Here is a 12,262-nt window from a genome sequence, read left to right as displayed (position 1 = left end):
ATCCCTACCCCCAACCTTCCATCCGGCTGAGGCGAATCTCTCTTGCGCCCCGATTTGCGCGGTCCCCAGCGTCCACTAGGCTTAACCCCACAGCAGTCATCAATAACAAAGGTGTGGGTATGAGCCAGGTCGATTCAAGCGCAGGGGCCAATGATGTTCTGGTCAGCTTTCGTGGAGTGCAGAAGAGCTACGACGGCGAGAACCTGATCGTCAAGGACCTCAACCTGGATATTCGCAAGGGCGAATTCCTCACATTGCTCGGGCCGTCCGGCTCCGGCAAGACCACCAGCCTGATGATGCTCGCCGGCTTCGAAACGCCGACCGCGGGCGAAATCCTGTTGGCCGGGCGCGCCATCAACAACGTGCCGCCGCACAAGCGTGACATCGGCATGGTGTTCCAGAACTACGCGCTGTTCCCGCACATGACGGTGGCCGAGAACCTGGCGTTCCCGCTGACCGTGCGTGGCATGAACAAGAGCGACGTCAGTGCACGGGTCAAGCGCGTGCTGAGCATGGTCCAGCTCGATGCCTTCGCCCAGCGCTACCCGGCGCAGCTCTCCGGTGGTCAGCAACAGCGTGTGGCATTGGCCCGTGCGCTGGTGTTCGAGCCGCAACTGGTGCTGATGGACGAACCCCTCGGCGCACTCGACAAGCAGCTGCGTGAACACATGCAGATGGAGATCAAGCACCTGCACCAGCGCCTGGGCGTGACTGTGGTCTACGTGACCCACGATCAGGGCGAAGCCTTGACCATGTCCGACCGCGTGGCGGTGTTCCATCAGGGCGAAATCCAGCAGATCGCTCCGCCGCGCACCCTCTACGAAGAGCCGAAAAACACCTTCGTCGCCAACTTCATCGGCGAGAACAACCGCCTCAATGGCCGCCTGCACAGCCAAACCGGCGACCGTTGCATTGTGGAACTCGGGCGCGGCGAGAAAGTGGAAGCCTTGGCGGTCAATGTTGGCCAGACCGGCGAGCCGGTGACCCTGTCCATTCGTCCGGAGCGAGTGAGCCTCAACGGCTCCAGCGACCAATGCGTCAACCGCTTCTCCGGGCGAGTCGAGGAATTCATCTATCTGGGCGACCACGTCCGGGTTCGCATGGAAGTCTGCGGCAAGACCGACTTCTTCGTGAAACAGCCAATTGCCGAGCTTGATCCCTCGCTCGCCGTCGGCGATGTGGTACCGCTTGGCTGGCAGGTCGAGCACGTTCGCGCGCTCGATCCACTTTTAGAGGCGCATTGATCGCCCCGGCAACACCAACACCAACCCTGCACGTGGAGAGAACAATAAATGTTGAGATCCCTGAAATTCACCGCTTTGGCACTGGGCATGATGGGCGCGGCACACGCAATGGCGGCCGGCCCGGATCTGACCGTGGTGTCCTTTGGCGGTGCGAACAAGGCGGCTCAGGTCAAAGCCTTCTACGCACCTTGGGAAGCGGCAGGCAACGGCAAGATCGTGGCCGGCGAGTACAACGGCGAAATGGCCAAGGTCAAGGCCATGGTCGACACCAAGAGCGTGTCCTGGGATCTGGTAGAGGTTGAATCGCCGGAACTGTCCCGTGGTTGCGACGAAGACATGTTCGAGCAACTGGACCCGGCGCTGTTCGGCAAGACCGAAGACTACGTCAAGGGCGCCATCCAGCCTTGCGGCGTGGGTTTCTTCGTGTGGTCGACCGTGCTGGCCTACAACGCCGACAAACTGAAATCCGCACCGACCAGCTGGGTGGACTTCTGGGACACCAAGCAGTTCCCGGGCAAGCGTGGCCTGCGTAAGGGCGCCAAGTACACCCTGGAATTCGCACTGATGGCCGACGGCGTTGCGCCGAAAGACGTCTACAAAGTGCTGGCTGGCAAGGACGGTCAGGACCGCGCGTTCAAGAAGCTCGATGAGCTCAAGCCGAACATCCAGTGGTGGGAAGCTGGCGCACAACCGCCGCAATACCTCGCTTCCGGTGACGTGGTCATGAGTTCGGCCTACAACGGTCGTATCGCTGCCGTGCAGAAAGAAAGCAACCTGAAAGTCGTTTGGAACGGCGGCATCTACGACTTTGACGCATGGGCCATTCCAAAAGGTCTGGATGCCAAACGTGCCGAAGCGGCGAAGAAATTCATCGCCTTCTCGGTACAGCCACAGCAGCAGAAGACCTACTCGGAAAACATCGCCTACGGCCCGGCCAACACCCAAGCCGTGCCGCTGCTGGCCAAGGATGTTCTGAAAGACATGCCGACCACCCCGGAAAACATTGCCAACCAGGTGCAGATCGACGTCAGCTTCTGGGCTGACAACGGCGAGCAACTGGAGCAGCGCTTCAATTCCTGGGCTGCGAAATAAGCAGAGGGCTCGCCCTCCTGTGAGGGCGAGCTTTTGTGGCGAGGGAGCTTGCCCCCGTTCGGCTGCGTAGCAGTCGTAAAACCATTGCATGCGGTGCATCTGATGCATCGGGAATGCAGGTTTCGGGGTCGCTACGCGACCCAACGGGGGCAAGCCCCCCCGCCACAAGTTCGCTCCCACATTAACGATTGATCAAAGATTTGCGGAGTACGTCATGGCTATCGCCGTTCCCCTGAACGAGGGCACCAGCCCCACCTTGAAGCAGCGGCTCAAGCACGCCGAGCGGGTCAACCGCTGGAAGGCCCAGGCGTTGATCGCGCCGCTGGTGCTGTTTCTGTTGCTGGTGTTCCTGGTGCCGATCGTGGCGCTGCTCTACAAAAGCGTTGGCAACCCGGAAGTGGTCGGCGGCATGCCGCGCACCGTGACTGCCATCGCCAGTTGGGACGGCCGTGGCCTGCCCGCTGAACCGGTTTACAAAGCAGCGGCCGAAGACCTCGCCGAGGCTCGCAAGAATCAGACCCTGGGCGATCTGTCCAAGCGCCTGAACATGGAACTGGCCGGCTATCGCAGCCTGCTGACCAAAACGGCCCGCGCCTTGCCGCTTGCCACTGAACCGGCCTCCTATAAAGAAGCGCTGGAAGGCCTCGATGAGCGTTGGGGCGACCCGGCCTACTGGCAAGCGGTGCGCCGCAACACCAGCAGCATCACCCCGTATTACCTGCTGGCGGCTGTCGATCACCGCATCGACGACCTCGGCGAAATCGCCCCGGCCACCCCGGACCAGGCGATCTACCTCGACATCTTCGCCCGCACCTTCTGGATGGGCCTGATCATCACCGTGATCTGCCTGGTGCTGGCGTATCCTCTGGCTTACCTGCTGGCGAACCTGCCATCGCGCCAGAGCAACCTGCTGATGATTCTGGTGCTGTTGCCGTTCTGGACCTCGATCCTGGTACGAGTCGCGGCGTGGATCGTGTTGCTGCAATCGGGTGGCCTGATCAACAGCGGCCTGATGGCCATGGGCATCATCGATAAGCCGATCGAGTTGGTGTTCAACCGCGTCGGTGTCTACATCTCGATGGTGCACATCCTGCTGCCGTTCATGATCCTGCCGATCTACAGCGTGATGAAAGGCATCTCGCCGACCTACATGCGCGCCGCGATTTCCCTCGGCTGCCATCCGTTTGCCAGCTTCTGGCGGGTGTACTTCCCGCAGACCTATGCCGGTGTCGGCGCCGGTTGCCTGTTGGTGTTCATCCTCGCCATCGGCTACTACATCACCCCGGCATTGCTGGGCAGCCCGAACGACCAAATGGTCAGCTACTTTGTCGCCTTCTACACCAACACCAGCATCAACTGGGGCATGGCGACCGCACTTGGTGGGCTGCTGTTGCTCGCGACGGTCGTGCTTTATCTGATTTACAGCTGGCTGGTAGGCGCAAGCCGCCTGCGCCTGAGCTAAGGGGAGAACGAAATGCTGAGTCCTTATATGTCGCCCATCGAACGGGTGTGGTTCTACAGCTTGCGGATTCTCTGCGGCTTGATTCTGTTGTTCCTGATCCTGCCGGTGCTGGTGATCATTCCGCTGTCGTTCAACTCCGGCAGTTTCCTGGTGTACCCGCTGCAAGGCTTCTCATTGCAGTGGTATCACGATTTCTTCGCCTCGGCGGAATGGATGCGCGCCCTGAAGAACAGCATCATCGTCGCCCCGGCGGCTACGGTGCTGGCCATGGTCTTCGGTACGCTGGCGGCCATCGGCCTGACCCGTGGCGACTTTCCCGGCAAGGCGCTGGTGATGGCGCTGGTGATTTCACCGATGGTGGTGCCGGTGGTGATCATCGGTGTGGCCAGTTATCTGTTCTTTGCTCCGTTGGGATTGGGTAACAGCTTCTTCTCGCTGATCGTGGTGCATGCGGTGTTGGGTGTGCCGTTCGTGATCATTACCGTGTCGGCGACCTTGCAGGGGTTCAACCACAACCTGGTACGGGCTGCTGCGAGCCTGGGCGCTTCGCCGCTGACCACGTTCCGCCGGGTGACCTTGCCACTGATTGCGCCGGGCGTGATCTCCGGGGCGCTGTTTGCCTTTGCGACTTCGTTCGATGAAGTGGTGGTGACGCTGTTCCTCGCCGGCCCAGAGCAAGCGACCCTGCCACGGCAGATGTTCAGCGGCATCCGCGAAAACCTCAGCCCGACCATCGCCGCGGCAGCGACGCTGCTGATTGCCTTCTCGGTGATCCTGTTGCTGACCCTGGAATGGTTGCGTGGGCGTAGCGAGAAACTGCGAACTGCGCAGGTCTGAAGCCACACATCGATCCACTGCAACTTGTAGGAGCGAGCTTGCTCGCGATGGTCGCCAACGATAACGCGGGCCTTCTGAATGCCCGCGTCGCTCTCAGGTTCATCGCGAGCAGGCTCGCTCCTACAGGTGTTTTGTGTGGTTTCGGGACTCTCCGGTCATTCATGACCTGAATACCAGCCAACTCCAAATCCCCAGCTACTATTGTGCCCAGCTCCCCTATCTATAAGAGGCTGCGCACATGAGTCTTTCCTCTTTCAAAATCGCTCACAAACTGATCACCGGCGCAGGTGCCATCGAGCAGCTGGCCGCTGAGCTGACACGCCTGGACATCGACAATCCGCTGATCGTCACCGACGTCGCCCTGGTCAAGTCCGGCACGGTAGAACTGGCACTGGCGCAGTTGGGTGGCCGCTCCTACGAAATCTTCGACCGTGTGCTGCCGGACCCGGAAATCGCCATCGTCGAAGATTGCATGCAGGTTTACCGCGACGGCGGGCATGATGGGCTGATCGGCCTGGGCGGCGGGAGTGCCATCGACATTGCCAAGAGCGTGGCAGCCTACGCCGGGTACCACGGTGCGCTGGAGGATCTGTTCGGTATCGATCAGGTCCCGCGCAAAGGCCCGCCGCTGATTGCCATCCCGACCACAGCCGGCACCGGCTCGGAAGTGACCAACGTCGCTATCCTTTCCGACAAGGTCGCGCAACTGAAGAAAGGCATTGTCAGCGACTACCTGTTGCCGGACGTGGCGCTGGTCAGCCCGCAAATGACCCTGACCTGTCCACGCAGCGTCACGGCGGCCAGCGGTGTCGATGCACTGGTGCACGCTATCGAGTCTTATCTGTCGGTCAACGCCTCGCCGATTACCGATTCCCTGGCTATCGGCGCCATCAAGCTGATCGCCAAGGCTTTGCCCAAGGCCTACGCCAACCCGTCGAACCTGCAAGCCCGGGAAGACATGGCCACTGCCAGCCTGATGGCCGGCATGGCGTTCGGCAACGCCGGCGTTGGCGCGGTGCATGCGCTGGCGTATCCGCTGGGCGGGCGCTTCAACATTGCCCATGGGGTCAGCAATGCCTTGCTACTGCCCTATGTCATGACCTGGAACAAGATGGCCTGCATCGAACGCATGCAGGATATCGCAGAGGCCATGGGCGTGAAGACCGCTCATTTGAGTCTCAACGAAGCGGCCGACAAGGCCGTGCAAGCCATGACCGAACTGTGTGCCGCCGTGGAAATTCCCCAGGGCCTGCGCAGTTTCGGTGTGCCCGAGGACGCCATCCCGTCCATGGCCGTGGAAGCAGCGGGGATCGAGCGCTTGATGCGCAACAATCCGCGCAAGTTGAGTGCCGTCGATATCGAAAAGATCTATCGCGCGGCGTACTAGAGCCATTGCCGTTGATGGATGATGGCAAGGTCCAATCATCGCGCTCACGGTGCGCGCGTCAAAGCATGAGGTATACAATGCGCGCCATCGTGATTCTGCTCAGTAAAGGTGCGTCATGCAGCCCTTCGTAATTGCTCCGTCGATTCTCTCCGCCGACTTCGCCCGCCTGGGTGAAGAAGTGGACAACGTCCTGGCCGCCGGCGCCGATTTCGTGCACTTCGATGTCATGGACAATCACTACGTGCCAAACCTGACCATCGGCCCGATGGTTTGCTCGGCACTGCGTAAGTACGGCGTGACCGCGCCGATCGACGCGCACCTGATGGTCAGCCCGGTGGACCGCATCGTGGGCGACTTCATCGAAGCCGGCGCGACTTACATCACCTTCCACCCGGAAGCCACCCAACACGTCGACCGTTCCCTGCAACTGATCCGCGAAGGCGGCTGCAAGTCGGGCCTGGTGTTCAACCCGGCAACCCCGCTGGACGTGCTCAAGTACGTGATGGACAAGGTCGACATGATCCTGCTGATGAGCGTCAACCCGGGCTTCGGCGGGCAGAAGTTCATCCCTGGCACCCTCGACAAATTGCGCGAAGCGCGGGCGCTGATCGATGCTTCGGGCCGTGACATTCGCCTGGAAATCGACGGCGGCGTGAACGTGAACAACATTCGCGAAATCGCTGCGGCTGGCGCTGATACCTTCGTCGCCGGCTCGGCCATCTTCAATGCGCCGAACTATCAGGAAGTCATCGACAAGATGCGTTCCGAACTGGCGCTGGCTCGCCCATGAGTGGTTTTGAGCAGCTGTTCCCGGGGCAACTGCCGCGGCTGGTGATGTTCGATCTGGACGGTACGTTGATCGACTCGGTCCCGGACCTGGCAGTGGCTGTGGACAAGATGCTGCTCAAACTCGGTCGCCAATCCGCCGGTCTGGAAGCAGTGCGCGAATGGGTCGGCAATGGCGCGCCGGTGCTGGTGCGTCGGGCGCTGGCTGGCGGTCTTGATCATGCTGCGGTCGATAACGACGAGGCCGAACGGGCGCTGGAGTATTTCATGCAGGCTTATGGCGAGAGCCATGAGTTGACCGTGGTTTACCCCGGCGTTCGCGACACCCTCAAATGGCTGCAGAAGCAGGGCGTCGAGATGGCGCTGATCACCAACAAGCCGGAGCGTTTCGTCGCGCCGCTGCTGGATCAGATGAAAATCGGTCGTTATTTCCGCTGGATCATCGGCGGTGACACCCTGCCACAGAAAAAACCCGATCCGGCCGCGCTGTTCTTCGTGATGAAAATGGCCAATATTCCGGCTTCTCAGTCGTTGTTCGTTGGCGATTCGCGCAGCGATGTGCTGGCGGCGAAAGCGGCGGGAGTCAAGTGCGTAGCCCTGAGCTACGGCTATAACCACGGCCGACCGATCGCGGAAGAATCGCCGGCGCTGGTGATCGACGACCTGCGCAAACTAATTCCCGGTTGCCTGGATCCGGCCGCTGAGATAACGTTGGCCGACGCTGTCAAACCCCCTTCTGGAAACGCCATCGTGGTGGTCACTCGCAAACTCTGGATGAAAGTCATCAAGGCCCTGGCCCGCTGGCGTTGGCGCGCCTGACTTGATCCTGGCCGGTTTCCGGCGCGTTTGCATACCTGACTGTTCGATCCTCAAGCCACGAGGCACCTCATGATCCGCGAAGAATTCCTGCGTTTGGCCGCTGCCGGCTACAACCGCATCCCGCTTGCCTGCGAAACCCTGGCCGACTTCGACACACCGCTGTCGATCTACCTGAAGCTGGCCGACGAGCCCAATTCCTACTTGCTGGAGTCCGTACAGGGCGGCGAGAAGTGGGGCCGGTACTCGATCATCGGCCTGCCGTGCCGTACCGTGCTGCGGGTTCACGATCATCACGTCAGCGTGACCGTCGATGGCGTCGAGACCGAAAGCCACGATGTGGAAGACCCGCTGGCCTTCGTCGAAACCTTCAAGGCTCGCTACAACGTGCCGACCATTGCCGGCCTGCCGCGTTTCAACGGCGGCCTGGTGGGTTACTTCGGCTATGACTGCGTGCGTTATGTGGAAAAGCGCTTGGGCAAGTGCCCGAACCCGGACCCGCTGGGCGTACCGGACATTCTGCTGATGGTGTCCGACGCCGTGGTGGTGTTCGACAACCTGGCCGGCAAGATGCACGCCATCGTCCTGGCCGACCCGTCCCAGGATGACGCCTTCGAGCAAGGTCAGGCACGCCTGGAAGAGTTGCTGGAAAGACTCCGTCAACCAATCACCCCACGCCGTGGCCTGGACTTCAGCAAGCAACAATCGGCTGACCCGGTGTTCCGCTCCAGTTTCACCCAGGACGATTACGAAAAAGCCGTCGACACCATCAAGGAATACATCCTGGCCGGCGACTGCATGCAGGTCGTGCCGTCCCAGCGCATGTCGATCGATTTCAAGGCGGCGCCGATCGATCTGTATCGCGCGCTACGCTGCTTCAACCCGACGCCTTACATGTACTTCTTCAACTTCGGCGACTTCCACGTCGTCGGCAGTTCGCCGGAAGTACTGGTACGGGTCGAAGACAACCTGATCACCGTGCGCCCGATTGCCGGCACCCGTCCACGGGGAGCCAATGAAGAGGCAGACCTGGCGCTGGAAGAAGACCTGCTGTCGGACGACAAGGAAATCGCCGAACACTTGATGCTGATCGACCTCGGTCGTAACGACACCGGTCGCGTATCGGAAATCGGCTCGGTGAAGCTCACCGAGAAGATGGTCATCGAGCGTTATTCCAACGTGATGCACATTGTGTCCAACGTCACCGGGCAATTGAAGTCCGGGCTGACGGCGATGGATGCACTGCGGGCGATTCTGCCGGCAGGCACCTTGTCCGGTGCGCCGAAGATTCGCGCGATGGAAATCATCGACGAACTGGAGCCGGTCAAGCGTGGCGTCTACGGTGGTGCGGTCGGTTACTTTGCCTGGAACGGCAACATGGACACCGCCATTGCGATCCGCACGGCGGTGATCAAGAACGGCGAGCTGCATGTACAGGCCGGTGGCGGCATCGTCGCCGACTCGGTGCCGGCGCTGGAATGGGAAGAAACCCTGAACAAGCGCCGCGCGATGTTCCGCGCCGTTGCCCTGGCCGAACAAACCCCGAATACCTGACTCCACGCAAAACCTACTGTAGGAGCTAGCTTGCTAGCGAAGGAGTGTCAGCAACACAGTGTCGACTGACACACCTTCGCTAGCAAGCTAGCTCCTACAGGGGATTTGCGGACACCAAAAAAACGCGGGCCTGTGAGGGCGCCGCGTTTTTTATTGCCTGCACATCAGAAGTCCAGCGCAACACCTACGTTGATGCCTTGTTGGGTGAAGTCGTCGTCCTTGCGAATGTTATAGCTGGCGCGCAGTGCCAGGTCCTTGGTGAGGTTGTGGCTCACCCCCAGGTTCACACGTTGCAAGTGACTTTGCGGGGTGTAGCCTTCCAGCGTGAACTGGTTGTTCGGCAGGCTGTTGAGGTTGATGTCCACGTCCTGGGTGTCGTCGTTGTACTCACGCTCGATTGCCGCTTCGCCGAACACCTGGGTTTGCGGGGTGATCTGGTATTTGCCCTGCAGGCCAGCGCCCAGGCGCCGGGAAATACGCTCCTGATCGGCAAAGGTCAGTGCCGTGGAATTGTTGCCGTCCTCCGAGTAACCATCGACTTGTACCTTGGAGAAGTCGGCGCTGACAAACGGCGACAGGTGCCAGGGGCTGCTGGCTTGTTGCGCAATGTCGTAACCCACGCGTGCGCTGAAGGCTTCGACGTAGCCGCTGGTATCGCCTTTTTCGCCGCGTTCGTTGACGCCCAGCTGGAATTTACGCTTGAGGCTGTCGTAATCCAGATGCCCGGCCGTCAACGCCGCGTCAGCCCACACACGGTTTTGCTGGTACTGGGCGAATGCCGTGCCCAGGTAAGTGTTGAGCTTGTAGTCGGAGTCGTTGTTGCCGGCTTCGAGTTCCTGGTTATAGAAACCGGCGACCAGACCAACACGCCAGGCATCGTCGAGACGATAGCTGCCACCGATGTTCAGGTTGGCGCCGTTGCCGTCGGCGCTTGCCACGCTGTCCTGACCGTCAAAGTCCTGATGCTGTCCGCCGCCGGAAACAATGGCTCGCCATTGGCCGACACCTTGCCAGTTTTCCCAATCGGCCAGCCACTGGTTGCGCAATTCATCCTGATGCGCGCGCACGGTGCCCTGGGCCATTTCCGGCAACAGGGTCAGCTCCCACGGCGCCGCCAGCAGGGAGTACGCGTAATCGGCGATCAGGCGCTGCCCGGCTTCGGTGGGGTGCACCGAGTCGTTGTAGATCAGCTTGGTCGGGTCCGGCGTGGCGCTGTTGATGCCGTAGCGGGCGTTCTCGGTGCAACCGCTGCCGCTGAAGCAGGTGGTGATGAGGTTCTGGTCGGTGGCCAGGCCAAACTGTGCCGGGTTGGCGAACGTCTCTTTGAGCAATACCGGAATGTTCAGCGGGATGACTTCTGCATTGATGTTTTGCAGTCGGCTTACCAGTTCAGTGTTGAACTGGGCGCTGAGCTGGGACGTGAACGCTTGCAGCGGGGTGCCGTTGAATGCGGGGGTAAAGCCGATATCGGGTAGCAACCAGACCATGACGTATCTGGCGCCGGCGGTTTGCAGCGTCTGCACGCTGTCGGCCAGGCGGTCGGCGGCGGCACTGGCCTGTGGCAGGCTGGTGACGCGTCCTTGCAAGAAGTCGTTACCGCCACCTGACAGGTAATACAGTGCGTTCGGGTCGGCACGGAAGTTATTGGATGGAAGATAGCCGGCCCGGGTGCGTTCGCCGGTGGCGGAGGTGCTGGTAATCGAATCAAGAATCTGGTCGGTACGGTAGCCGCCTACAGCCCAGTTGTTACCATCGGGCTGGCCGTTGTTGGCGCGTACCGCCGAAGATGATGAAGCGGTCTGGTCCGCCGAGAACCCCAGTTTTCCGCCCAGAATCTGTGTGGAGTTGAGCGAGCGGACTTCGCCGCTGCCATCCAGGTACACCGGCCCGGTCCGGTTGGTGAAGCGCTGCGTCGCCCCGGCAGGCCCGCCCGTGTCGGCAAAGGTCCCTGCATCGTTGAGGCTGTCCCCGAAGACAACGAAATTTGTATAAGGATTAGGTGCGGCGTTCGCCTGGGCGCATGCGATCGCGAGCAAGCATCCTGCGAGCGGTACAAACAACGTCTGTTTGATCATGAGCAAGTCCGTTTATTTATTGTTTTAGTGAACGAAACGACAGTACCAAAAACTTCCGGCCTTTTGCCATCTGTCGCGAAGCCTTTGATAGTTTCGCGGGCAGCACCCCCGGTGATATTGCGCGCTCTGCCCAGCTAAGTTACTGTGCCGGGACGTACGAACGAGACCTTCCCCGTGTTGATCATCAGTAAACTCCTGGATCAAGTCATCAAGGCACACGCCCGCTGGCGTTGGCGCGCCTGAATTCTTTTGCCGGCTTCGCCGGACCTGTACCGCTTTGCCTTCTTTACCTGTTTGAAATGCCGCTTTGCTGGCGCTACACCGGCACCTGACAAAGTGCAGCGCTCTGCGGGTAAATCATTCGAAGGCCATCTTTAAAGTCAGTGAATTCAAGAGGTTCTTAACGCCATGTTGCTGATGATCGATAACTACGACTCCTTTACCTACAACGTTGTGCAGTACCTGGGCGAGCTCGGCTCCCAGGTTAAAGTCGTGCGCAACGATGAACTGACCATCGCTGAAATCGAAGCCCTCAACCCTGAACGCATCGTTGTGTCCCCCGGTCCTTGCACCCCGACCGAAGCCGGCATCTCGATTGAAGCGATCAAGCATTTCGCCGGCAAGCTACCGATTCTTGGCGTCTGCCTCGGCCACCAATCCATCGGCCAGGCTTTTGGCGGTGATGTGGTGCGCGCCCGCCAAGTGATGCATGGTAAGACTAGCCCGGTATTTCACGAGGACAAGGGTGTATTCGAAGGCCTGAATCGTCCGCTGACGGTGACCCGCTATCATTCATTGATCGTCAAGCGCGAAACCCTGCCCGATTGCCTGGAGCTGACCGCGTGGACCCAGCTCGAAGACGGCTCGGTCGACGAGATCATGGGCCTGCGTCACAAGACTCTGAACATCGAAGGCGTGCAGTTCCACCCTGAGTCGATCCTCACCGAACAGGGCCACGAACTGTTCGCCAACTTCCTCAAACAAACCGGCGGCACGCGCTAAGGACTTT

The 12,262-nt window shown here is 60.4% G+C and carries 10 protein-coding genes; 9 read left to right on the top strand and 1 reads right to left on the bottom strand.

What is annotated here, in order from left to right; genetic code table 11:
- Positions 1-119 precede the first annotated feature (119 nt).
- The 8 genes from J4D25_RS22700 to trpE all read left to right on the top strand — a co-directional run bounded on the left by J4D25_RS22700 (position 120) and on the right by trpE (position 9,178).
- On the top strand, positions 120-1,244 hold the full coding sequence (locus tag J4D25_RS22700) for an ABC transporter ATP-binding protein (RefSeq protein WP_046039490.1): 1,125 nt from the start codon (positions 120-122) through the stop codon (positions 1,242-1,244).
- A gap of 48 nt (positions 1,245-1,292) precedes the next feature.
- Complete coding sequence (locus J4D25_RS22695) at positions 1,293-2,336, top strand: ABC transporter substrate-binding protein (RefSeq protein WP_057713080.1); 1,044 nt, start codon at positions 1,293-1,295, stop codon at positions 2,334-2,336.
- Between the two features lie 214 nt (positions 2,337-2,550).
- A complete protein-coding gene (locus J4D25_RS22690) occupies positions 2,551-3,798 on the top strand; it encodes an ABC transporter permease (protein ID WP_007980201.1) in 1,248 nt (415 codons plus the stop codon).
- A gap of 12 nt (positions 3,799-3,810) precedes the next feature.
- Positions 3,811-4,635 (top strand): ABC transporter permease, encoded by an 825-nt coding sequence (locus tag J4D25_RS22685; RefSeq protein WP_007980200.1) that lies wholly within the window; start codon positions 3,811-3,813, stop codon positions 4,633-4,635.
- A gap of 238 nt (positions 4,636-4,873) precedes the next feature.
- Positions 4,874-6,022, top strand: a complete 1,149-nt coding sequence (locus J4D25_RS22680; RefSeq protein ID WP_057713081.1) for an iron-containing alcohol dehydrogenase — start codon at positions 4,874-4,876, stop codon at positions 6,020-6,022.
- A 115-nt stretch (positions 6,023-6,137) separates the two neighbouring features.
- Positions 6,138-6,812, top strand: a complete 675-nt coding sequence (rpe, locus tag J4D25_RS22675; RefSeq protein ID WP_007980198.1) for a ribulose-phosphate 3-epimerase — start codon at positions 6,138-6,140, stop codon at positions 6,810-6,812.
- Positions 6,809-7,627 (top strand): phosphoglycolate phosphatase, encoded by an 819-nt coding sequence (locus J4D25_RS22670; RefSeq protein ID WP_057713082.1) that lies wholly within the window; start codon positions 6,809-6,811, stop codon positions 7,625-7,627. The genes rpe and J4D25_RS22670 overlap by 4 nt, the downstream gene beginning before the upstream one ends.
- 69 nt (positions 7,628-7,696) lie before the next feature.
- Entirely contained in the window at positions 7,697-9,178 is a 1,482-nt protein-coding gene (gene trpE / locus J4D25_RS22665; RefSeq protein ID WP_057713083.1) for an anthranilate synthase component I, read from the top strand.
- 164 nt (positions 9,179-9,342) lie between these two features.
- Here trpE and estP read toward each other — a convergent pair whose 3' ends face one another.
- Positions 9,343-11,253, bottom strand: coding sequence for an esterase EstP (gene estP / locus J4D25_RS22660; RefSeq protein ID WP_057713084.1), 1,911 nt, complete (start codon positions 11,251-11,253; stop codon positions 9,343-9,345).
- 408 nt (positions 11,254-11,661) lie between these two features.
- Here estP and J4D25_RS22655 point away from each other — a divergent pair, with 408 nt between their 5' ends.
- A complete protein-coding gene (locus J4D25_RS22655; protein WP_007906885.1) occupies positions 11,662-12,255 on the top strand; it encodes an aminodeoxychorismate/anthranilate synthase component II in 594 nt (197 codons plus the stop codon).
- The last annotated feature ends 7 nt before the right edge of the window (positions 12,256-12,262 follow it).

The sequence above is a fragment of the Pseudomonas sp. GW456-L13 genome, assembly GCF_017350115.1.
GTDB lineage: Bacteria > Pseudomonadota > Gammaproteobacteria > Pseudomonadales > Pseudomonadaceae > Aquipseudomonas > Aquipseudomonas jessenii.
This window is presented reverse-complemented; position numbering and strand designations above follow the sequence as displayed.